Source organism: Streptomyces sp. NPDC090798, from assembly GCF_044768965.1.
GTDB lineage: Bacteria > Actinomycetota > Actinomycetes > Streptomycetales > Streptomycetaceae > Streptomyces.
Map to the genome: position 1 here is coordinate 190788 of NZ_JBIVXA010000010.1, position 22583 is coordinate 213370.

The following is a 22583-nucleotide window of genomic DNA, read 5'->3' on the forward strand; positions in this document are numbered from 1 at the left end:
GCCTCCGGGGGTGCGGCTTGTCAGGCTCTGAGGAATTACGCAACAATGGCGTTGTGAAAAACGTTGGCGAGGCTCGGGAGACCCCCACGGGGGCCCCTCAGGAGGAACTCGCGACCGGTGAGCGCTCGACGCGCAACCGTGTCGCGCGGTCCATCCTGGACCACGGCCCGTCGACCGTGGCCGACCTCGCGGGGCGACTGGGCCTGACCCAGGCCGCCGTGCGCCGTCATCTCGACGCGCTGGTCGCCGACGACGTCGTGGAAGCACGGGAACAGCGGGTCTACGGAGCGCGTACGCGCGGCCGCCCCGCCAAGGTGTTCGCCCTGACCGACTGCGGCCGGGACGCCTTCGACCAGTCCTACGACAAGCTCGCCGCGGACGCGATGCGCTGGATCGCGGCGCGCGAGGGCGGGGACGAGGCGGTCGTCGCCTTCGCCCGCGCCCGGATGGCCGCCCAGGCCGAGGCGTACCGCAAGGCCGTAGAGGCCGCCGCGCCGGAGCAGCGCACCGAAGCGTTGGCCAAGGCCCTGAGCGTGGACGGGTACGCTGCTGCAGCGCGTAGCGCACCGGTCGGCGAGCAGCTCTGCCAGCACCACTGCCCGGTCGCTCATGTCGCCGAGCAGTTCCCGCAGCTGTGCGAGGCGGAGACCGAGATCTTCTCCCAGCTGCTCGGCACCCATGTTCAGCGGCTGGCCACCATCGCCCACGGCGACGGTGTGTGCACCACGTTCATCCCCAAGATTTCCGAATCCACCCATAACGCATCTGCAAGTACCGCCGGGAGGAACCCCGCATGACGCTCCCCATCGAGGAGACTGCCCACCCTGAGCTCGAGGGTCTGGGTACGTACGAATACGGCTGGGCCGACTCCGACGTGGCCGGTGCCTCTGCCAAGCGCGGTATCAACGAGGACGTCGTCCGCGACATCTCCGCGAAGAAGAACGAGCCGGAGTGGATGACCAAGCTCCGCCTCAAGGGCCTGCGCCTCTTCGAGAAGAAGCCCATGCCCAACTGGGGCTCGGACCTGTCCGGGATCGACTTCGACAACATCAAGTACTTCGTGCGCTCCACGGAGAAGCAGGCGGAGTCCTGGGAGGACCTGCCCGAGGACATCAAGAACACGTACGACAAGCTCGGCATCCCCGAAGCGGAGAAGCAGCGCCTCGTCGCCGGTGTCGCGGCCCAGTACGAGTCCGAGGTCGTCTACCACCAGATCCGTGAGGACCTGGAGGAGCAGGGCGTCATCTTCCTCGACACCGACACCGCCCTCAAGGAGCACCCGGAGCTCTTCAAGGAGTACTTCGGCACCGTCATCCCGGTCGGCGACAACAAGTTCGCGTCGCTGAACACCGCCGTGTGGTCCGGTGGCTCCTTCATCTACGTGCCGAAGGGCGTGCACGTCGAGATCCCGCTGCAGGCCTACTTCCGTATCAACACGGAGAACATGGGCCAGTTCGAGCGGACGCTGATCATCGTCGACGAGGACGCCTACGTCCACTACGTCGAGGGCTGTACGGCGCCGATCTACAAGTCGGACTCCCTGCACTCCGCGGTGGTCGAGATCATCGTGAAGAAGGGCGCCCGCTGCCGCTACACGACCATCCAGAACTGGTCGAACAACGTCTACAACCTGGTCACCAAGCGCGCCGTGGCGTACGAGGGCGCGACCATGGAGTGGATCGACGGCAACATCGGCTCCAAGGTCACCATGAAGTACCCGGCCGTCTACCTGATGGGCGAGCACGCCAAGGGCGAGACCCTCTCCATCGCCTTCGCGGGCGAGGGCCAGCACCAGGACGCCGGCTCCAAGATGGTCCACATGGCGCCGAACACGTCGTCGAACATCGTGTCGAAGTCCGTGGCGCGCGGTGGCGGTCGTACGTCCTACCGCGGTCTGGTCGAGATCGGCGAGGGTGCCCACGGCTCGAAGTCGAACGTGCTGTGCGACGCGCTGCTCGTCGACACCATTTCCCGCTCCGACACCTACCCGTACGTCGACGTCCGTGAGGACGACGTGTCCATGGGCCACGAGGCGACCGTCTCCAAGGTCTCCGAGGACCAGCTCTTCTACCTGATGAGCCGCGGTCTGACGGAGTTCGAGGCGATGGCGATGATCGTGCGCGGCTTCGTCGAGCCGATCGCCAAGGAGCTGCCCATGGAGTACGCGCTTGAACTCAACCGGCTGATCGAGCTGCAGATGGAAGGCGCGGTCGGCTAGGACCCGCCGCCCGGAAAACAGCTGGTGGCCCGCCCCTTCCGGCGGGCCCCAGGATCTCAACCGACGCAGGAAAGAGAGCAGACCGACAGCCATGGCTGAGGCTCAGAACATTCCGGTGGGTTCCACCACCGCCGGCCAGATCGCGGTGGCCGCCGAGTCGACCGTCGCCACGCGCATGAGCGCGCCCCCGTCCTTCGACGTGGCGGACTTCCCGGTCCCCCACGGCCGCGAGGAGGAGTGGCGGTTCACCCCGCTGGAGCGCCTGCGCGGGCTGCACGACGGGACCGCGGTCGCGACCGGCGACGGCCTGAAGGTCGACGTGGAGGCGCCCGCGGGCGTCGTCGTGGAGACCGTCGGCCGTGACGACGCGCGCCTCGGCCGGGCGGGCACCCCGGTGGACCGCGTCGCCGCCCAGGCGTACTCCGCGTTCGAGAAGGCCGGCGTGATCACCGTCCCCAAGGAGACGGTGCTCACCGAGCCCATCCGCGTCGCGGTGCACGGCGAGGGCGGGGTCGCCTACGGCCACCAGGTCGTGGAGCTCGGAGCCTTCGCCGAGGCCGTCGTCGTCATCGACCACACCGGTGACGCCGTGCTCGCCGCCAACGTCGACTACATCCTGGGCGACGGCGCCAAGCTCACCGTCGTCTCCGTCCAGGACTGGGACGACAAGGCCGTGCACGTGGGCCAGCACAACGCGCTGATCGGCCGGGACGCCACGTTCAAGTCCTTCGTGGTCACCTTCGGCGGCGACCTCGTGCGCCTGCACCCGCGCGTGGCCTACGCCGGCACCGGCGGCGAGGCCGAGCTGTTCGGTCTGTACTTCACGGACGCGGGCCAGCACCAGGAGCACCGTCTGCTGGTCGACCACAACACCCCGCACTGCAAGTCGAACGTCGCCTACAAGGGCGCGCTCCAGGGCGACGGCGCGCACGCCGTGTGGATCGGTGACGTCCTCATCGAGGCCAAGGCCGAGGGCACGGACACGTACGAGATGAACCGCAACCTGGTTCTGACCGACGGCGCCCGCGTCGACTCCGTGCCGAACCTGGAGATCGAGACCGGCGAGATCGTCGGCGCCGGACACGCCTCCGCGACCGGCCGCTTCGACGACGAGCAGCTCTTCTACCTGATGGCCCGCGGCATCCCCGCCGACGAGGCCCGCCGACTGGTGGTCCGCGGGTTCTTCGCCGAGCTGGTCCAGCAGATCGGTGTCGACGACATCGAGCAGCGCCTTCTCGTGAAGATCGACGAGGAGCTGGAGGCGTCGGTCTGATGACCAGCACCTTCGTACGCGCCTGTGGGCTGAGCGAGCTGGAGGAGGACACCCCGAAGCGGGTGGAACTCGACGGCACGCCGGTCTCGGTCGTGAAGACCGAGGGGGAGGTGTTCGCGATCAACGACATCTGCTCGCACGCGAACGTCTCGCTCTCCGAGGGCGAGGTGGAGGACTGCCAGATCGAGTGCTGGCTGCACGGCTCCGCGTTCGACCTGCGCACCGGCAAGCCGTCCGGTCTTCCCGCGACGCGCCCCGTCCCCGTATACCCCGTAAAGATCGAAGGGGACGACGTACTCGTCTCCCTCACCCAGGAGTCCTGAGGAACCCATGGCAACGCTTGAAATCCACGACCTGCACGTCACCGTCGAGGCCGACAACGCCACGAAGGAGATCCTCAAGGGCGTCGACCTGACCGTGAAGCAGGGCGAGACGCACGCCATCATGGGCCCCAACGGCTCCGGCAAGTCGACCCTCGCCTACTCCCTCGCGGGCCACCCCAAGTACACGATCACCCGCGGCACCGTCACCCTCGACGGCGAGGACGTCCTGGAGATGTCCGTCGACGAGCGCGCCCGCGCGGGCCTGTTCCTGGCGATGCAGTACCCGGTCGAGATCCCCGGTGTCTCCGTCTCCAACTTCCTGCGCACCTCCGCCACGGCCGTCCGCGGCGAGGCCCCCAAGCTGCGCACCTGGGTGAAGGAGGTCAAGGAGACCATGGAGCGCCTCTCCATGGACCCCGCCTTCGCCGAGCGCAACGTGAACGAGGGCTTCTCCGGCGGTGAGAAGAAGCGCCACGAGATCCTCCAGTTGGAGCTGCTCAAGCCGAAGATCGCGATCCTCGACGAGACCGACTCCGGCCTGGACGTCGACGCCCTGCGCGTCGTCTCCGAGGGTGTCAACCGCGTCCGCGAGACCGGCGAGGTCGGCACCCTGCTGATCACGCACTACACGCGCATCCTGCGCTACATCAAGCCCGACTTCGTCCACGTCTTCTCCGCCGGCCGCATCGTCGAATCCGGCGGCGCCGAGCTCGCCGACAAGCTGGAGAACGAGGGCTACGAGGCTTACGCGAAGCACGAAGTCGACACGAAGGGTGGCGCATCCGCGTGACACAGCTGCCGGGCCTCCTCGACACCGAGGCGATCCGCAAGGACTTCCCCATCCTGGACCGTCAGGTCCACGACGGCAGGAAGCTCGTGTACCTGGACAACGCGGCGACCTCGCAGAAGCCGCGCCAGGTGCTGGACGCCCTGAGTGAGTACTACGAGCGCTACAACGCCAACGTCCACCGCGGTGTGCATGTGCTCGCCGAGGAGGCCACGGCGCTGTACGAGGGCGCGCGCGACAAGGTCGCCGCGTTCATCAACGCGCCGAGCCGCGACGAGGTGATCTTCACCAAGAACGCCTCCGAGTCGCTCAACCTCGTGGCCAACATGCTCGGCTGGGCCGACGAGCCCTACCGGGTCGACCACGAGACCGAGATCGTCATCACCGAGATGGAGCACCACTCCAACATCGTGCCGTGGCAGCTGCTGGCGCAGCGCACGGGCGCGAAGCTGAAGTGGTTCGGTCTCACCGACGACGGCCGCCTCGACCTGTCGAACATCAACGAGATCATCACCGAGAAGACGAAGATCGTCTCCTTCGTGCTGGTGTCGAACATCCTGGGCACCGTGAACCCGGTCGAGGCCATAGTCCGCCGCGCCCAGGAGGTCGGCGCGCTGGTCTGCATCGACGCCTCGCAGGCCGCGCCGCACATGCCGCTGGACGTCCAGGCCCTCCAGGCCGACTTCGTGGCCTTCACCGGCCACAAGATGTGCGGCCCGACGGGCATCGGCGTGCTGTGGGGCCGCCAGGAGCTCCTGGAGGACCTGCCCCCGTTCCTCGGCGGCGGCGAGATGATCGAGACGGTGTCGATGCACTCCTCGACGTACGCCCCGGCCCCGCACAAGTTCGAGGCGGGCACCCCGCCGATCGCGCAGGCGGTCGGCCTCGGCGCGGCGATCGACTACCTGAACGCGATCGGCATGGACAAGATCCTCGCCCATGAGCACGCGCTCACCGAGTACGCGGTGAAGCGGCTCGGCGAGGTCCCCGACCTGCGGATCATCGGCCCGACCACGGCCGAGGACCGCGGCGCCGCGATCTCGTTCACCCTGGGTGACATCCACCCGCACGACGTGGGCCAGGTCCTGGACGAGCAGGGCATCGCGGTCCGGGTCGGTCACCACTGCGCACGCCCGGTCTGCCTGCGGTACGGAATTCCTGCGACCACGCGAGCGTCGTTCTATCTGTACTCCACGCCGACCGAGATCGACGCACTGGTGGACGGCCTGGAGCACGTCCGGAACTTCTTCGGCTGAGGGGCTGGCTGAGACGTGAAGCTTGATTCGATGTACCAGGAAGTCATCCTGGACCACTACAAGCACCCCCATGGGCGAGGCTTGCGGGATGGCGACGCCGAGGTGCACCACGTCAACCCGACGTGCGGCGACGAGATCACGCTGCGCGTGAAGTACGACGGCGAGCAGATCGCGGACATCTCGTACGAGGGCCAGGGCTGCTCCATCAGCCAGGCCTCGGCGTCCGTGCTGAACGAGCTCCTCGTCGGCAAGGACGTGTCCGAGGCGCAGAAGATCCAGGAGACCTTCCTGGAGCTGATGCAGTCCAAGGGCAGGATCGAGCCCGACGACGCGATGGAGGAGGTGCTGGAGGACGCGGTCGCGTTCGCCGGTGTCTCCAAGTACCCGGCCCGGGTCAAGTGCGCCCTCCTGAGCTGGATGGCGTGGAAGGACGCGACGGCCCAGGCTCTGGGCGAGAGCGCCGAGAGGAAGACGGCATGAGCGAGAACACTGTGACATCGGAAGAGGGCCTGACGACGAAGCCGGCCTCGGAGGAAGAACTCCGTGAGGCGCTGTACGACGTCGTCGACCCCGAGCTGGGCATCGACGTCGTCAACCTCGGCCTGATCTACGGCATCCACATCGACGACGCGAACATCGCGACGATCGACATGACCCTGACGTCCGCGGCCTGCCCGCTCACCGACGTCATCGAGGACCAGGCCAAGTCCGCCACGGACGGCATCGTCAACGAACTGCGCATCAACTGGGTCTGGATGCCGCCGTGGGGCCCGGACAAGATCACCGACGACGGACGTGAGCAGCTTCGGGCGCTCGGGTTCAACGTCTGAGTCCGCGCACTCCTTCGCACACGTCCGTGGCCCCCGGCAGCTCGCCGGGGGCCACAGGTGTTTCTGCGGTCAGGACCAGCCGTTCACCAAACGGAACGCCGAGTCCGCGCCGAAGAGCTGACCGTTGTCGTCTCTGTCCAGTCTGTCCAGGCGGAGCTGGAAGTTGCGGTGGCGCAGATAGCGGCCCGGGTAGTTGATCGACTCCAGCATGACGGCGCCGGTGTACGGGGACGTCCGGGGGCAGAAGGTGGCGTCCTTGCGGAAGAGGTCGGAGCCGTCGTCGCGGTCGGCGCGCAGAGAGAAGTTGCGGTGGCGCAGATAGGAGCCGTCGGCGGTGGTGAAGGAGTAGCAGTTGGAGTTGCCTAGTCCCGCCACCACCTTGAAGCTGGCGTCCCGCTTGGTCGAGCCCGAGCTGCCGGAGTCCACCGGATCGAGCCGTACGAAGCCGTCGCTCAGATGCCAGTAGCGGTTCGGGTAGTTGACCGACTGGAGCGACGTCCGCGAGGAGACGGGCTTGGACTCGGGAGGCCTGCTGGACGAGGCGGTCCTCGACGGCTCGGTGGTGCCGGCGACGGGCTTGTCGTCCGACCCCTGTTCCGAGGGCCCCGGCGAGGCCGAGTCCGACGCGGTGGAGCTGGAACCGGAGTGCCGCGGGGAGGACAGGGCGTTCTTGCCTGCCGGGGCCGTGGTGCCGCCGTCGGCCGAGGCGGAGACGCCGGGTATGAACGGGACGTCCGTGTCGGAGGCGGTGTGGTTCGCCCGGTTCTTCGACGCGGCGTCAGTGTTGCTGTCCAGTACGGCGATCGCGGTCGCGGTGGCGATGAGTACCGCCACCGCGAGTCCGCCGGCCATCCACAGCCGTCGGGTTCCGGGCAGCCGTCCCTCGTCCGGGAACTCCCCGGACTCCCAGGGCACCGGCGGCTCGACGAAGGGGGGCAGTTCCGCCGGATAGGGGGTGCCTCGGGGGGTGGGGCGCCAGGCGGGTTCCTCCGAAGTGGGCACGGGCCGGTCGGCCCCGGGCTCGGGTTCGGGCTCTGGCGTTGTTTCTGGCATGCGTGTTCCTCCAGCGTCGCCCAAGGCGCACGCGGATTCGTCTACTGGTCTCAGCACAAGAGGGGGGCGCAGGCACACGGAACGGCGGTAGCCGTGGAGACCCGGTGCGCGACTGGTGAAACAGTAGTGGACTTGGTGACTTCTGAGCAGTCGTTTCCTCCAGTGATCGCGTGCCCCCACGGGGATTCATGGGGGTTCATGCGCGTTCATGGGCGTGGTGGCTTCGCATGGCATTCTCGCTCCCGGCTATCCACGGCGCGCTGGACACCTCCCGGCGAGCTCCCGGACCAACAGGCTGACGCTCCCTCAAATGTGGCTGCGCGAGGCTGTATTGGGCGAGCGGCTGACCTCGTACGGCTACGAACTCGTCGGAGCCGTCCGCCCCCTTTGTGTACGTGCGTACGCATCAATGCGTACACTCGTACACATGGGTTACGTACTGCTCGCCGGAGCCATCGCCTCCGAGGTGGCCGCCACGACCGCCATGAAGTACAGCGAGGGCTTCAGCAGGCTCTGGCCCTCGCTGGTGACCGTCCTCGGATACGTCATCGCCTTCGTGCTGCTCGCGCAGTGCCTGAAGACCGTCCAGGTCGGCACGGCCTACGCGATCTGGGCCGGCGCCGGCACCGCCGTGATCGCCGCGATCGGCATGGTGTTCCTCGGCGAGGCGCTCAGCCTCACCAAGGTCGCCGGGATACTGCTCATCATCGGCGGGGTCGTGGTGCTGAACCTCGGCGGGGCCCACTGATGGCGGCGCGCCGCTACGACCCCGAGCGGCGGCAGCGGATCATCGACGCGGCGATCCGGGTCGTGGGCGCCAAGGGACTCGCCGGGCTGAGCCACCGCACCGTCGCCGCCGAGGCCGATGTGCCGCTCGGCTCCACCACGTACCACTTCAAGACCCTCGACGAGCTCATGGTCGCCGCGCTGCGCCAGACGAACGAGGGCTTCGCCAAGGTGATCGCCGCGCGCGGCGCGCTGGAGGACCCCCGGGCCGACCTCGCCGGCGAACTCGCCGGGCTGATGGGCGAGTGGCTCGCGGGCGACCGTACGGGGGTGGAGCTGGAGTACGAGCTCTACCTCGCGGCGCTGCGCCGGCCCGCCCTGCGCCCCGTCGCCGCCGAATGGGTCCAGGACCTCGCCGAACCCCTCGCCCGCCGTACCGACCCCGTCACCGCGAGGGCGCTGGTGGCGCTGGTGGACGGAATCTGTCTGCAGGTGCTGCTGACGGGGGTGTCGTACGACGAGGGGTATGCGCGGGAGGTGTTGGGGCGGGTGATCGGTTGAGGGGGGAGGGTTCGGTGCGGGGGACGGGGGAGGGGAGAACGGAGCCCGCCGGGCGCCCCGCAGGGGGGCGTACGGGGCGCCCGGCACGTGAGATGGCGGGTGTACCGGTTCGCTCGTGCGCCCCGGGCCGCGTTAGGTTTCACCCATGACCGACACGACTGCTACTCGCACCACCGGCGCCGTCGCCGCCGGCCTCGCCACCCTCACGGCCGACGGCACCGTCCTCGACACCTGGTTCCCCGCGCCCGAGCTGTCCGCCGAGCCCGGCCCGGCCGGCACCGAGCGGCTGTCCGCCGAGCGTGCCGTCGAGCTGCTCGGCGAAGGCGCCGCCAAAGCCATCGGGCCCGACGCCCGCCGGGGCGTCGAAGTGGTCGCGGTCCGCACGGTCATCGCCTCACTGGACGAGAAGCCGATCGACGCGCACGACACCTACCTGCGCCTGCACCTGCTCTCGCACCGCCTCGTACAGCCGCACGGCCAGAGCCTGGACGGCATCTTCGGGCACCTCGCCAACGTCGCCTGGACCTCGCTCGGCCCGGTCGCCGTGGACGACGTCGAGAAGGCGCGCCTCAACGCCCGCGCCGAGGGCCTGTACCTCCAGGTGACGTCCATCGACAAGTTCCCGCGCATGACGGACTACGTCGCCCCCAAGGGCGTCCGGATCGCCGACGCCGACCGCGTCCGGCTCGGCGCGCACCTCGCCGAGGGCACCACCGTCATGCACGAGGGCTTCGTGAACTTCAACGCGGGCACGCTCGGCACGTCGATGGTCGAGGGCCGCATCTCGGCCGGCGTCGTGGTCGGTGACGGCTCCGACATCGGCGGCGGCGCCTCCACCATGGGCACCCTGTCCGGCGGCGGCAACGTCCGCATCACCATCGGCGAGCGCTGCCTGATCGGCGCCGAGGCGGGCGTCGGTATCGCCCTCGGCGACGAGTGCGTGGTCGAGGCGGGGCTGTACGTCACCGCGGGCACCCGCGTGACCATGCCCGACGGGCAGATCATCAAGGCCCGTGAACTGTCCGGGGCGTCGAACATCCTCTTCCGCCGCAACTCGGTGACCGGAACCGTCGAGGCGCGGCCGAACAACGCGGTGTGGGGCGGCCTGAACGAGGTTCTGCACAGCCACAACTGAGGGGTTCTCCATCGGCCGTGGGCTGTTCGTGGCGGGTCGCGCCCACGCGGCGGTGCCTCGCGCCCCATCCGGGGCGCGGGGAACCGCTTCAGGAGCTCGTGAGGATGACGAGTCGCTGGGTCGCTCGGGTCATCGCGACATAGCGGTCGACCGCTCCTTCGACGCCCTCGCCGAACGCCTCCGGGTCGACGAGGACGACCAGGTCGAACTCGAGCCCCTTCGACAGCTCCGGGGTCAGTGAACGGACGCGGGACGTCGCCCGGAAGGTGGGATCGCCGATGACACAGGCGATCCCGTCGGCGTGCGCGGCGAGCCAGCTGTCGAGGATCGAGCTCAGATCCGCGGTGGATCCGTGTACGACGGGAACGCCGCCGCTGCGGATGGAGGTCGGCACGTTGGCGTCCGGGAGCACGGCCCGGATGACCGGCTCGGCCTCCGCCATGATTTCCTCCGGCGTCCGGTAGTTGATGCTCAGGGAGGCCGACTCGATCCGGTCGAGCCCGATCCGCTCGAGCCGTTCCCGCCAGGACTCCGTGAACCCGTGCCTGGCCTGGGCACGGTCCCCGACGATGGTGAAGCTCCGGGACGGGCACCGGAGCAGCAGCATCTGCCACTGCGCGTCGGTCAGCTCCTGCGCCTCGTCCACGACGATGTGCGCGAACGGGCCCGCGAGCAGGTCCGGTTCGGTGCCGGGCAGCACGGTCTCGTCGACCAGGGTGTCCCGCAGGTCCCGTCCGTGCAGCATCCCCAGCGCGCCTTCGCTCTCGTCGATCACGATGTTCTGCAGCAGGCTGTCGATGGCGTCGGCCCTGCTCGCGCGTTCGGCGGCGACGGCGGCTTCGTTACGGCGCTTGCGCCGCGCCGCCTCCGGGTCGCCGAGCCGCTGCCGTGCCGCGTCCAGGAGCGGCAGGTCGGACACCGTCCAGGCCTGGGCGTCCGCGCGCTGCAGCCTGCGCACCTCGTCGGGGCCGAGCCAGGGTGCGCACTTGCGCAGGTAGGCGGGTACCGACCACAGGTCCGAGACGAGGTCGGCCGCTTCGAGCAGCGGCCACGCGCGGTGGAAGGCCGTGAGCAGCTCCCTGTTTTGCAGCAGCGACTTGCGGAGCAGGTCGGCCGAGACGTCGTCGTCAGGCGCCGAGGCGTCGTCGTGCTTGTCCACCAGGATCGTGAGCAGCTCCTCCCAGACCTGATCGCGCGCCTCGTTGTGCGGAGTACCGGGCTCCGCCGCTTCGAACGCCATGGCCCAGTCGTCGGCGCTCAGCCAGATGTCGGACCAGTGGGTCGTGACCGTCATCCCCTTGGTGGGTGGCTCCTCGTAGAACCTGACGGCCGTCTCGATGGCCTTCACCAGGTTCGTGGACGACTTCAGGCGGGCCACGTCCGGGTCGGCCTCGGTCGTCGCGGCGGCTCCCTCGGCGACGAGGTCCCGCAGGGTGCAGGTCTGCACGCCCTCCTCTCCGAGGCTGGGCAGGACGTCGGCGACGTAGGCCAGGTAGGGCCGGTGCGGACCGACGAACAGCACGCCGCCCCGGCGGTGACCGAGACGGGGGTCGGCGTAGAGGAGGTAGGCGGAGCGGTGCAGAGCGACGACCGTCTTGCCCGTACCCGGACCGCCGTCGACGACGAGAGCGCCGCGGGACCCCGCGCGGATGATGGCGTCCTGGTCGGCCTGGATGGTGCCGAGCACGTCGCGCATCCGTGGCGACCGGTTGCCGCCCAGGCTGGCGATGAAGGCGGACTGGTCGTCGAGCGCGGCGTGGCCGGCGAACCCGTCCGAGGTGAACACCTCGTCCCAGTAGTCGCCGATCCGGCCCAGGGCCCAGCGATACCTGCGGCGGCTCGCCAGACCCATCGGGTTGGCGTGGGTGGCTCCGAAGAACGGCTCGGCCGCGGGGGAGCGCCAGTCGAGCAGCAGCCGACGACCCGTGCTGTCCGTGAGGCCGAGTCGTCCGACGTACACGGGCTCGGGGTCGTCCGCGCCGACCATGTGTCCGAGGCACAGATCCAGACCGAAGCGACGCAGTGCGCGCAGGCGAGCGGACAGCCGGTGGATCTCCGCGTCCCGGTCCATCGCCTGCCGGCCCGCGCCGCCGGGCGCCCTGCGCTCGGCATCGAGGAGGTCGGTCAGCTCGGCGATCGACTGTTCGAGGCACTCCGCGATGGCCGCGAAGTGCTGTTCGTCGCCGGCGATCAGCGTCGGGTCGGCCTTGGCGGAGAGGCGGTCGGGAAGGTCGAACGCGCTGGTGGTCAGGGGGTTCACGTCGTTGGCTCCGAATATTCCGAAGGTGAGGTCGCTCGTGACCCTTGCGCGCGGCAAGGCGTCCGGACCGGCGCGTGCCGGTTCTCGTGTTCGGGGTCCCGGCTGGACCGTCCCGTGTGGTTCATACGGACACGCGCGGCGCTTCCCGGCTGATCATGCCGAGGAGAAGCCTCGCGGCCACCGTCGTCCCGTCGGTGCGGATCGTGGCGGCCACGGCGGTCGCTCGAGCGGCACCAGCGGCACGCCGACCCGAGCCGGCAGCGCCACGAACTCCTCGTCCGGCGGCGCGCACACCCGCACCTCCGCGCCGAGTTCCCGCGGACCGCACCGCGCGTCCCGCCGGCGGTTCGACGTCCCGCGCGATCCCCACGTCGACAACAGCACACGCACTTCGCGACTCCCCGTTTCCCGCGGATTCCGGCTTCGGCCGGTGATTCTGCGGCACGAGGGGGGCCTTGCCGCAAGCCCCCCGGTGCGCTATATGTTGAGAGTGGCAAGGAGTGGGTTACCTCCTTGCCTTTGTCTTTTGCCGTCGTCTTCTGTCGCCCGCTGTGGAATCGATCGTGGCCCCGGGGCATAGCGGCGGGCGGTCACACGCGTCACAAGTGGGTACAGGGGCGGGCCGTCAGGGCCGTCGGAGCAGACCCTCGGGGAAGACGTAGGTGACGATGGATGCCGAAGCGCAGAAGAGCTTCCGGGAGTTCGTGGCGAATCGGTCGGCCACGCTGTTGAAGACGGCCGTGCTGCTCAGCGGCGGCGACCGGCACGCAGCCGAGGACCTGCTGCAGAACGCCCTGATCAAGGCCGCGGGGCGGTGGCACCGGATCGACGAACCCGAGGCGTACGTACGGCAGGTCCTGTACCGCCAGCAGGTGAGCCGCTGGCGGCTGAAGTGGCCCCGGCGCGAGCTGAGCGTCGCCGAGCCGCCCGAGGGCGGGTTCGACGACGCGGACGCCTCGTCCGCCGCGGAGTTGCGGGTCGTGATGCGGGGCGCGCTGGCCCGGCTCACCGCCCGGCAGCGCACCGTGCTCGTCCTGCGGTACTTCGAGGATCTGCCCGAGGCCGACGTGGCCCGCCTCCTCGGCTGCTCCGTCGGAACCGTACGGTCCACCACCCACCGCTCACTCGCCCGGCTGCGCACCGTCGCCCCCGAACTGGCCGCACTCGGCCGGGGCGACGGCGAGCAGCCGTCGTCCCGTGACTTCTCGCCGCTGGAGGTGCGCCCGTGAACGTCGACGACCTCGTCCGAGACTCCTTCCACGAGCAGGTCGCGGATCTCGCCGCGCCGCCCGTGGACTTCGCCGACCGGGTACTGGCCGTCCGACGGCGCCGCCGGACCCGTACGATCGCGTCCGCCGCCGTGGCCACCGCCGCCGCGATCGCCGTCGCCGTCGCGGTGCCCGTGCTCGGCACCGGCAAGGACGACGTGCGCCCGGCGAACGTCCTGAACGACAACGACATCATCGCCCACCCCGGCCAGACCCCACCGCGCGACCTGATCGCGGCCGGGGGAGTCGCGCTGGCCGCGTACTACACGCAGACGAACGTCAAGCTGTCGGCCACGCACCACGTCGACGTCCGCACGTACTGGCTCCTCGACGCGCGCACCCGTACGTACGAGAAGACGAAGTGGTCGTTCGTGGCGGTCGCCCCCGGGCTGCGGACCGCCGCCGTCCTGGAGCGGACACTGCCCGCCCAGCGGATCGGTCTGCTCAACCTGCTCACCGGCAAGGTGGAACGCTGGATTCCGGTCGACCACACCGTCGGAGCGGTCGCGTTCTCGCCCGACGGCCGCAAACTCGCCGCGACGACCTACAAGAAGAACCCCGATCTGCATGTCACGCCGAAGGACGACCAGGGCAGCCCCTGGCCGAACTTCCAGGAGCCGGGCCGGACCGGCTTCTACGTCGTCGATGTCGCTTCCGGTAGGGCGGCGTCCTGGAACGAGGTGTCGCCCGGCGACGGGAGCGGCCTCAACGACCGCCAGGACTTCGGCTTCAGCCACGACGGCAAGCTGGTCTACACGGGGTTCACCACGACACCGGGCCAGTACTTCTACGACTTCCGGGGCCACCAGGTTCAGGCACCCGCGAACGAGAAGCACCTGACCTGGTACGTCGGCGCGCGGCTGTCCCCGGACGGCAGGCACGCCGCGGGCGACTTCGCGGGCGGCGCGGAGAACACCGCCTCCGCGATCCTGGACCCCGTCACCGGCAGGCGGATCACGACCGTACGCGGGCAGCAACTGCTCGCCTGGGTCGACAACAAGCGCCTGATCGCCTGGGACATCACGCCGGGCTCGAACGAGTTCCACAACCGGCTCGTGGTCGTCGCCCTGGGCAGCGGCAAGGAGGTACCGCTGAGCGGCTTCCGCGGCGGCCAGGACGGCGCCGCCGGGCGCTGGACACCGGTCTTCGCCAGGCGCTGATCAGGCGGCCGCCAACTCCTCGTACGCCGCAAGCAGTCCGTCGGTCACCTCGCGGCCGGCGGGCCGCAGCGGCGCGCGGACCGGACCCGCGGGCAGGCCGAGCCGGCCGAGCAGGGCCTTGGCCGTGACCGTGCCGGGCAGGCCCGACGACATCATCAACTCGATGAGCGGGACGGCGCGTTGCTGCCGACGGGCCGCCTGCGCCGTGTCTCCCGCCTCGAACGCGTCGAGAATCGCGCGGAAGGGGCCCGGGGCGGCGTTCGCCACCGTGCTGATGTACCCGGCCCCGCCGACCGCCCGCAGCGCGAGCACCTGCTCGTCACAGCCCGCGTAGTACGCCAACTCCGTGCGGGCCAGCACCTTCTGGGTGCCGAGGAGGTCGTACGCGCAGTCCTTGACGGCCACGATCCGGGGGTGCTCGGCGAGCCGGATCAGGGTGTCGGGCTCGATACGGGTGCCGGTGCGGCCGGGAATGTCGTACAGCGTGAGCGGCAGTCCGGTGGCGTCGGCGATCTCCCGGAAGTGGGCCTCGACGGCGTCCTGCGGAGGCCTGCTGTAGTACGGCGTCACGACCAACAGACCGTCGGCTCCCGACTTTTCGGCCGCCAGGGCCAGTTCGACGGTGTGCCGCGTGTCGGCGGTGCCGACGCCCGCGACGATCGCGGCCCGGTCGCCGACCGCCTCGCGCACCGCGCGTACGAGCGCGGACTTCTCGGCGTCCGTCGTGGTCGGGGACTCGCCCGTGGTGCCGGACAGGACCAGGCCGTCGCAGCCCGCGCGGACCAGCCGGTCGGCGAGCCGCCCCGCCCCGTCGAGGTCGAGCGCGCCCGCCTCGGTGAAGGGCGTGACCATCGCGCAGAGCGCACGGCCGAAGGGAGGAGTGGGGGAAGAAGCGGAGGGAGGGGCGGAGCGGGCTGAGGTCGTCATGCGAGTAGTCTCGGCAGCTCCACTGTGAAGCTCCACTTAATTTTTCTTCGAGGTAAAGGAAAGCATTGCTACCAGGTTGCCGCTTTCGCGAGGCCCTGATGCCAACCCCGCCCCTCATGCGTCACCATGGCGAGGACGGAAGTCGACGGCAGATCGCGGGAGGCGCCATGAGGCTGGGCAAGGCACTCGCCACCGGAGTCGCGGAAGAGCGGACGCGCGCGGACGAAGACAATCCCCGGCTTCCCGAGGAAATCGAGGAGCTGGAGGCGTCCGTGCCCGAAGAGGTCCCGGTCGCCCGATGAGGCTGCGGCTCCCCGAGGAACGCCCGACGGAGCCGCCGACCGGATACAAGATCGCCCACCCGGTGCTGTCCCAGGACGGCACCCGGGCCGGGTTCACCGGCGTCTCGCTGGGCGGCGCGGTGCCGTACGGAGTGCTGGACGAGGCGCGCTGCGTCTACGGGCTGCGGCACCGGGCGCCGCACCGCCGCTGCGACTGCGGCTTCCACTGCGTGCACGACACGGCCACCGCCGAGGCCATGCTCTGCACCGCCGAGCACCGGGCGGCCGTCCTCCTGGAGGTCTCCGTCCTCGGCGCCTACATCCGCTTCGAACAGGGCTTCCGCTACGCCCGCCAGCGGGTGCGGAGCGCGACGGCCGGCCCCTGCGCGTGCGGCGCGGCGGCCGTCGCGCTCGCGGACGCGGGCTGGGGGCGCCCCGGCTGGCGTGCCCTCGCCGCGGCCTGCGCGGGCTGCGTACGCGGTCGTACGTCCCTGTCATTGGCGGGGTTCGCGCGGCTGGCCGGTGACGGGCTGCGGGTCCGCGCCGGGAGCGGGGCCGTGGTCGGGGATCTGCCCGCCGGGCTCGGGGTGTCCGAACTCGTCGCCGAGGCGGCACTGTTGCAGGCCCGGCTGGACTGGTTCCAGACCCAACTGGCACGTCTCGACGAGGGCGGCCCGCAGGGCTGACGCGCGGCGGCCGACGGGTCCTCGCGCTAGCCAATGAGTCCTCGTGGCCCTTTCTCCGACAACTTGACCCGTCTGGACAAAAAAAGTTTTCGGTGAGACGGTGGAGCCATGTTGGACGTGACCGTGATCGAGGATGCCGAGGCAGCCGCCGTCTCGCTGGACCCCATACGGGCCCGGCTGCTGGCCGAGCTCGCCGCCGGGCCCGCGTCGGCCGCCATGCTGGCCGGAAAGGTCGGGCTGCCGCGGCAGAAGGTGAACTACCACCTGAAGGCGCTGGAGCGGCACGGACTGGTCGAGCTCGCGGGCGAGCGCCGCAAGGGGAATGTCACCGAGCGGCTGATGCGCGCGACGGCGGCGTCGTACGTCATCTCGCCGCTCGCCCTCGCCGCCGTGCAGCCCGACCCGGACCGCTTCCGGGACCAGCTCTCGGCCCGCTGGCTGCTCGCCGTCGGTGCCCGGCTGGTCCGGGACGTCGGTTCGCTGATCACCGGCGCGGCGAAGGCCCGCAAGCGGCTCGCCACCTACGCGCTCGACGGTGAGGTGACCTTCGCCTCCGCCGCCGACCGCGCCGCGTTCATCGAGGAGCTGACGCAAGGGGTCGGCGCGCTCATCCGCAAGTACCACGACGGGAGCGCGGAGGGCGGGCGTGACCACCGGATCGTCCTCGCCGTCCACCCGACGCTCAAACCGGAAGCCACCGTCAAACCGGAAGCCACCGTCAAGCCGGCGGTCGCCGCAACGCCGGAGACCGTCCTCGCGGCGGCCCCGACCCCGCCCGACCAGGACTGACCCACAGGAGAACCAGCACCATGTCCAAGGAATTCGAGATCGCCCGCGAGTTCGAGGTCGACGCCACCCCGGAGCAGATGTGGGAGGCGATCACCACCGGTACCGGCGGCTGGCTGTGGCCGATGGAGTTCGAGCCGCGCCAAGGCGGCACCGGGCCCTTCGGTTCCACGCTCACCAACTGGGACCCGCCGCACCGCCTCACCAGCCTGGTCGAGGACGTCGAGGGCATCAGCCAGCAGATCCTCAACCAGATCGACGAGACCATCGAGCCGCGTGACGACGGCCGCCGGTCGTGGGTGCGGTACGTGCACAGCGGCATCTTCGTCGACGACTGGGACAACCAGTACGACGGCGCGAGCAAGCACACGGACTTCTATCTGCACACCCTGCGCGAGTACGTGACGCACTTCGCGGGGCGCCCGGTCGCCTTCGCCACCTTCGACGGGCCCGGCGCGTCCACGGCGTCCGACGCCTTCGCCGCCGTCGGGCGGGCACTCGGCCTCGCGGACGACACGGCCGAGGGTGCGCGGGTGCAGGCCAGGGGGCCCGAGGGGAAGCTCCTCGACGCCGTGGTCGACTACCGCAACCCGTACTTCATCGGGCTGCGCACCGACAACGCCCTCATCCGCTTCTTCGGGCGCAACCACTGGGGCGCCCCGGTCGGCATGAGCGTCCACGACTTCGCGTCCGACGCCGACGCCCAGCACAACGAGACCGCCTGGAAGGGCTGGCTGAACGAGGCGTTCGCCGCCTGACACCAAGCAGTTCGCCGCCCGACACCAAGCAAGGGAAGAGCCCGGCCCCCCGGACGACGGGGCCGGGCTCTTCCCTTTTCAGGGCTGTGGCCTCATCCACAGCCCCTACAGGCCTACGGCCGGAACCGCAGTACCTGCGGGTCGTGGTCGCTGATCTGGTCGGAGAACTCCGAGTTGATGTGCACGCTGTCGTAGTCGAAGTCGCAGTCCTTGCGAATCGACGGGCTGACCAGGATCTGGTCGAGGACCTGCTGGTTGCCCTGGTAGTCGTACGTGTAACGCTCGCTCTTCGGCAGCGACTTGATCGCCGACCAGAGCTCGCCGTCACCCTCGAGGATCTTGGTGGTGTCCGAGAACTCGAAGTCGTTCATGTCGCCGAGGGCGAGCACGTCGGCGTTCTTCTGCGCCTTGAGGATCTCGTTGACGAAGGAGTTCACCGCCGTCGCCTGCAGATGACGCTGGGTCTCCGAGCTGCGGGCCGGGGGCTGGTACTGCGCGGTCAGCCCCTGGTCACCGCCCTTGGAGTTGAGGTGGTTGGCGATCACGAAGACCGTCTTGCCACGGAAGACGAACTCGCCGGCCAGCGGCTTGCGGCTGGACGTCCAGGCCGTGTTGGCCGGGTCGATGCGGCCGGGGGAGGCCGTCAGCTGGGCCTTGCCGTGCACGTTGGTGACACCGACGGCGGTCGTCGAGTCGCCGCCCGCGCGGTCGGTGAAGGAGACCCGCTCCGGGTTGAAGAGGAAGACCTGGCGGATGTTGCCGCCGGGCTCGCCGCCGTCCTTGTCGTTGACCGGGTCTATGGAACGCCAGTCGTACTTCGGGCCGCCCGCCGCGACGATCGCGTCGATCAGCTTGTTCACCGTCTGGTCGGCGGCGACCGTGCCGTCGTCCGTGGCGCCGTTGTTGTCCTGGATCTCCTCCAGGGACACGATGTCGGGCGACTGGAGGTTGTTCACGATCGCGGCCGCGTGGGCGGCGAACGTGCCGTCACCCGGGTCCAGGTTCTGGACGTTGTACGTCGCCACGGCCAGCTCGCTCCGCGACTGCTTGCGGGTCGTCTCGCGCTTCAGGTCGCCCTTCTCCAGGGTGCCCAACTGGCTCGCGACGAGCGTGTAGCCGCCGAACTGGTTGTAGTCGAGCGGGCCCGCGGTGGTGCCGGCGAGCTTGTCGCCGACGTTCGCGACGGGGAAGTCGGCGGTCGCGCCGAGGGACTGGATCTGCAGGCGTCCGGTGTTCTGCGAGGTGTACGCGCCGTAGATCGTGCCGCCGCGGCGGGTGGCGTTCTCGTGCGGCTTCACCGTGACCCACAGCTCGCTGTACGGGTCCGTGGCGGTGACCACGCGGGTGTCGGCGACCTGGACGTTCATGCCCTCGAGGGACTCGTAGTAGTCCAGGGCGTACTTCGTCGGCTCCAGGGTGAGCGCGTTGATCGAGCCGCTCGCGGCCGTGTCACCGGCGGGGGCGTAGGCGGACGGCACGGAACGGCTGTTGATGACCGTGGGCGCGGGGACCGCGTTGCCGGACGACAGCACCGTGATCGTCGGCTTGGTGATCTCCGTCACCGACTGGTTGCCGGTGGAGACGCCGCCGGGCACGTACTCCGAGACGGTGCCGGTGACGGTGACCGAGTCGCCGACGGCGACCTTGGGGGCGGAGCTGGTGAAGACGAAGACGCCCTCACTGGTGGCCGGGTTGTTGTCCGGGTTCGGGTCCTGGATCCAGAAACCCCGGGACGAACCGTAGGTCCGCAGGGCCGTGACGATGCCCGCCACGTCCGTGACCTTCTGGCCCGCGTAGGGGGACGTCCGGGTGGTGCCCTGGATGTCGTGGATGTGGACGGTGTCCGCGTGGGCGGGTGCGGTCAGCACCACGGCGGAGACGGTGGAACAGACCGCGGCTACGGTCAGCGCGCCGATGCGCGCGGTTCTCTTGCTCGGCAAGGGAATCCCTCCGGGGACTACATGAACGCCGGGACGAGGGTGGAGCGTGTGGGGGGAGCGCGACCTGTGTGCGGGCCGGTGACGCGCGTAGAAGCTGGTGAGACGGGTGCCCCTTTGAACTTCTACGCGCGTCAATCTCGTGTGTGGGATGGGGAGTTGTCAAGGATGGAGTGATGTACAACTCCTGACAGGGACATGAACCGGGCGGCATGGGTGGAAATCCGTCTAGGCTGAGCCGTCGACGCGGCTTTCCGTGTGGCGTCCGGACCCTCGGGTCCGGGGGCGGTCCACGGGGGCGCGCCGGATGTCCTGCGGGACGATGTCCTTACGGACTCGGTGGGCGGCCCGCCGGGCCGGGTGGACGCCGCCGGACTCGGTGGACGTACTGCTGGGGCAGGCGGATGCGCTGCCGGGTCCTGGTGGGAGTCCTTGCCGGGGCTGGGCGACGCGTCGCCGGGCCCTGGTGGGTGTCTCGCCGGGTTCGGGGTGTGCCGTCGGGTCTTGGTGGGGTGATCCGCCGCTCGGTGGGTGATCCGCCGGGTCCGGGGGTCTGCTGTCGGGCCCCGGCAGGTGTGCTGCCGGACCCCGGTGAGTGTCACGCTTGTTCCGCTCGTCATGCTTGTTCTGCTTGTACTGCGTTTCCCGCTTGTCATGCTTGGTCGGTCCCGCCGGTCGGGTCGCCCGGTTCCGCTCGTTCGGGCCGTTCGATCCCGCTGTTCGGGTCCTGATTGTTCGGAGGAGAACCCAGCCGATGTCAGAGAGCTCCCCCTTGCCGCCGGTGCGGCTGATTTCCGAAGCGGAGCTGGCGCGGGACGCGCTCGCCACGCCGCTGCTCTCCCGCGCCGCACGGCTGGCCCGCTGGGCCGGCCCGGACACGCGGGTCGGTGCCGGGGGCGAACTCGTCGAGGAAGAGCTGCCCGGCGCGGCCGACGCGCTCGGGCTCACCGGCGACGACGCGGCGGCGACGGCCGGCGAGGCCTGGCGGGTGGCCGTCGACACCGGGCTCGTCGAGATCGTGGACGAGGAGGAGGGCACGGTCGCCGCGGGCGCGGACCTCGCGCTGCTCACCTCCGGAGCGCCGCAGGACGTCCTCGGGGTGTGGCTCACCGCCCTGGAGACCGTACTGGCCGACGCGAGCGTGCCCGACCTCGACGAGCTCGTCGACGCGATGGACGGCGGCGGGGAGGTCGACCTGTCCTCGCTGGACTGGGACCCCGAGGCCGAGGCCGAGTTCCTGGACGGAGTGCTCGGCAATCTGTACCTGCTGACCGTGAGCGAGGGCGGGGCGGGCGAAGGTCCGGTACCGCTGCCGGCCCTCGCCGCGTCCATGATCGTGCCCGACGACATGGGGGAGCCCACCAACGACGTACTGGAGCAGGTGTCGGACGCGATGATGCGGCTCGACGACCAGTTCCGGCTCCTCGAACCCGTCGGCCTCGTCGACTTCCAGCCGGTCGACGAGACTCTGATGGCGGACAGTGACGAGGAGTCCTCGGCCGCAGCCGACGACGACGTGTCGCGGTACGGGATGGTACGGCTGACACCGCTCGGCCTGTACGGGCTGCGGGCGCGGCTGCTGGAGTCCGGCCTCACCGCCCCCGCGGTGGGCGACCTCGCGGACAAGGGCGCGGACGCGCTGCTGGACGGCACCGCAACCTTCCCGCCGACCGCCGCCCGGGCCGAGACCGAGCAGTGGCTCGCCCGGCGTGAACCCCTGCCCGCCGCACGAGAGTTGCTCGCCGCGGCGCGCGGCGGCGATGCCGGGGCGCCGCTGCGGCGGCTGCGCTGTCAGCAGGCGCTCTCGCTCGTCGGGCTGGAGGCCGAGCCCGCGCTGCGCGAGGTCCTCGACGACGCCGAACTGGGCGGACTCGCCCGGGTCTGGCTCTCCGAACACGGCGCCCCCGACGTGCCTCCGCCGTCCGAGGCGATGATCTTCTGGCTCACCATCGACACGATCGCCGCGCAGCTCGCTGCCGAGGGCAACTCCGCCGAGCTGCAGGGACTGGTCGAGGGCCTCGCCCAGCAGCACGGCGGCTTCTTCGCCACGGCCTGGCGCGTCGACCACCCGGCCACCCCGGACGTCCTGGAGGCGATGGGCCGCCTCCACCCCGACAAGAAGGTCGCCAAGGAGGCCCGCAAGGCCGCGTTCAAGGCGCGCTCGCAGCAAGGGGGTTGAGCGGGCCGGAGCCGGTCGCAGGGGCTTCCCTTGCCCCCGGCCCCGAGGGGCGCCCGTTCCTCGGCCCCGGTGGGCTTCGCCCATGCCCCGGCTCCGGGGGGCTCGTTCCTCGACCCCGGGCGGGCTTCACGCATTCCTCGACCCGGTGGGCTCCACCCGTTCTCCAGCCCCGGGAGGGA

The 22583-nt window shown here is 70.1% G+C and carries 22 protein-coding genes; 18 read left to right on the forward strand and 4 right to left on the reverse strand.

Annotated features, from left to right (window positions below):
- The first annotated feature begins 53 nt into the window (after positions 1-53).
- From ACIQTP_RS22980 to ACIQTP_RS23015, 8 genes are all read left to right on the forward strand, one after another.
- On the forward strand, positions 54-797 hold the full coding sequence (locus tag ACIQTP_RS22980; RefSeq protein WP_168508045.1) for a metalloregulator ArsR/SmtB family transcription factor: 744 nt from the start codon (positions 54-56) through the stop codon (positions 795-797).
- Complete coding sequence (sufB, locus tag ACIQTP_RS22985; protein WP_101405820.1) at positions 794-2218, forward strand: Fe-S cluster assembly protein SufB; 1425 nt, start codon at positions 794-796, stop codon at positions 2216-2218. Before ACIQTP_RS22980 ends, sufB begins: the two co-directional genes overlap by 4 nt.
- Before the next feature lie 91 nt (positions 2219-2309).
- Positions 2310-3491, forward strand: coding sequence for a Fe-S cluster assembly protein SufD (gene sufD, locus ACIQTP_RS22990; protein ID WP_390928380.1), 1182 nt, complete (start codon positions 2310-2312; stop codon positions 3489-3491).
- The gene (locus tag ACIQTP_RS22995) at positions 3491-3814 is read left to right on the forward strand and encodes a bifunctional 3-phenylpropionate/cinnamic acid dioxygenase ferredoxin subunit (RefSeq protein ID WP_101405822.1); all 324 of its coding nucleotides are present in this window, start codon (positions 3491-3493) and stop codon (positions 3812-3814) included. The genes sufD and ACIQTP_RS22995 overlap by 1 nt, the downstream gene beginning before the upstream one ends.
- Positions 3815-3821: 7 nt before the next feature.
- Positions 3822-4604, forward strand: coding sequence for a Fe-S cluster assembly ATPase SufC (gene sufC, locus ACIQTP_RS23000; RefSeq protein ID WP_403402356.1), 783 nt, complete (start codon positions 3822-3824; stop codon positions 4602-4604).
- Positions 4601-5857 (forward strand): cysteine desulfurase, encoded by a 1257-nt coding sequence (locus tag ACIQTP_RS23005; RefSeq protein WP_403402359.1) that lies wholly within the window; start codon positions 4601-4603, stop codon positions 5855-5857. Before sufC ends, ACIQTP_RS23005 begins: the two co-directional genes overlap by 4 nt.
- A gap of 15 nt (positions 5858-5872) precedes the next feature.
- A complete protein-coding gene (gene sufU / locus ACIQTP_RS23010; protein WP_054235893.1) occupies positions 5873-6337 on the forward strand; it encodes a Fe-S cluster assembly sulfur transfer protein SufU in 465 nt (154 codons plus the stop codon).
- On the forward strand, positions 6334-6687 hold the full coding sequence (locus tag ACIQTP_RS23015; protein ID WP_402043187.1) for a metal-sulfur cluster assembly factor: 354 nt from the start codon (positions 6334-6336) through the stop codon (positions 6685-6687). The genes sufU and ACIQTP_RS23015 overlap by 4 nt, the downstream gene beginning before the upstream one ends.
- Positions 6688-6756: 69 nt before the next feature.
- Here ACIQTP_RS23015 and ACIQTP_RS23020 read toward each other — a convergent pair whose 3' ends face one another.
- On the reverse strand, positions 6757-7740 hold the full coding sequence (locus tag ACIQTP_RS23020) for an AbfB domain-containing protein (protein ID WP_403402363.1): 984 nt from the start codon (positions 7738-7740) through the stop codon (positions 6757-6759).
- 427 nt (positions 7741-8167) lie between these two features.
- Between ACIQTP_RS23020 and ACIQTP_RS23025 the strand changes: the two genes are divergently transcribed.
- From ACIQTP_RS23025 to dapD, 3 genes are all read left to right on the forward strand, one after another.
- The gene (locus ACIQTP_RS23025; RefSeq protein WP_403402366.1) at positions 8168-8488 is read left to right on the forward strand and encodes a DMT family transporter; all 321 of its coding nucleotides are present in this window, start codon (positions 8168-8170) and stop codon (positions 8486-8488) included.
- Positions 8488-9027 (forward strand): TetR/AcrR family transcriptional regulator, encoded by a 540-nt coding sequence (locus ACIQTP_RS23030; RefSeq protein ID WP_403402369.1) that lies wholly within the window; start codon positions 8488-8490, stop codon positions 9025-9027. The genes ACIQTP_RS23025 and ACIQTP_RS23030 overlap by 1 nt, the downstream gene beginning before the upstream one ends.
- Positions 9028-9172: 145 nt before the next feature.
- Positions 9173-10162, forward strand: a complete 990-nt coding sequence (gene dapD, locus ACIQTP_RS23035; protein WP_402043178.1) for a 2,3,4,5-tetrahydropyridine-2,6-dicarboxylate N-succinyltransferase — start codon at positions 9173-9175, stop codon at positions 10160-10162.
- Positions 10163-10250: 88 nt separating this feature from the next.
- On the opposite strand, the gene helR is transcribed toward dapD, so the two are convergent.
- Positions 10251-12422, reverse strand: coding sequence for an RNA polymerase recycling motor ATPase HelR (helR, locus tag ACIQTP_RS23040; RefSeq protein WP_403402372.1), 2172 nt, complete (start codon positions 12420-12422; stop codon positions 10251-10253).
- 668 nt (positions 12423-13090) lie between these two features.
- On the opposite strand from helR, the gene ACIQTP_RS23045 reads away from it, so the two are divergent.
- Entirely contained in the window at positions 13091-13651 is a 561-nt protein-coding gene (locus ACIQTP_RS23045; RefSeq protein WP_403402752.1) for a SigE family RNA polymerase sigma factor, read from the forward strand.
- Positions 13648-14850, forward strand: a complete 1203-nt coding sequence (locus ACIQTP_RS23050) for a WD40 repeat domain-containing protein (protein ID WP_403402374.1) — start codon at positions 13648-13650, stop codon at positions 14848-14850. The genes ACIQTP_RS23045 and ACIQTP_RS23050 overlap by 4 nt, the downstream gene beginning before the upstream one ends.
- On the opposite strand, the gene dapA is transcribed toward ACIQTP_RS23050, so the two are convergent.
- Positions 14851-15777, reverse strand: a complete 927-nt coding sequence (gene dapA, locus ACIQTP_RS23055) for a 4-hydroxy-tetrahydrodipicolinate synthase (protein ID WP_403402376.1) — start codon at positions 15775-15777, stop codon at positions 14851-14853.
- Positions 15778-15944: 167 nt separating this feature from the next.
- Between dapA and ACIQTP_RS23060 the strand changes: the two genes are divergently transcribed.
- From ACIQTP_RS23060 to ACIQTP_RS23075, 4 genes are all read left to right on the forward strand, one after another.
- On the forward strand, positions 15945-16079 hold the full coding sequence (locus ACIQTP_RS23060; protein ID WP_403402379.1) for a hypothetical protein: 135 nt from the start codon (positions 15945-15947) through the stop codon (positions 16077-16079).
- Positions 16076-16744: a hypothetical protein gene (locus ACIQTP_RS23065; RefSeq protein ID WP_403402382.1), complete on the forward strand. Its 669-nt coding sequence runs from the start codon at positions 16076-16078 to the stop codon at positions 16742-16744. Before ACIQTP_RS23060 ends, ACIQTP_RS23065 begins: the two co-directional genes overlap by 4 nt.
- A 108-nt stretch (positions 16745-16852) precedes the next feature.
- Entirely contained in the window at positions 16853-17533 is a 681-nt protein-coding gene (locus tag ACIQTP_RS23070) for an ArsR/SmtB family transcription factor (RefSeq protein ID WP_403402385.1), read from the forward strand.
- 20 nt (positions 17534-17553) lie between these two features.
- Positions 17554-18288, forward strand: a complete 735-nt coding sequence (locus tag ACIQTP_RS23075) for an SRPBCC domain-containing protein (RefSeq protein ID WP_403402388.1) — start codon at positions 17554-17556, stop codon at positions 18286-18288.
- 113 nt (positions 18289-18401) lie between these two features.
- On the opposite strand, the gene ACIQTP_RS23080 is transcribed toward ACIQTP_RS23075, so the two are convergent.
- On the reverse strand, positions 18402-20228 hold the full coding sequence (locus ACIQTP_RS23080; protein ID WP_403402391.1) for an endonuclease/exonuclease/phosphatase family protein: 1827 nt from the start codon (positions 20226-20228) through the stop codon (positions 18402-18404).
- A gap of 751 nt (positions 20229-20979) precedes the next feature.
- Between ACIQTP_RS23080 and ACIQTP_RS23085 the strand changes: the two genes are divergently transcribed.
- Positions 20980-22404 (forward strand): hypothetical protein, encoded by a 1425-nt coding sequence (locus ACIQTP_RS23085; RefSeq protein ID WP_403402394.1) that lies wholly within the window; start codon positions 20980-20982, stop codon positions 22402-22404.
- Positions 22405-22583 lie beyond the last annotated feature (179 nt).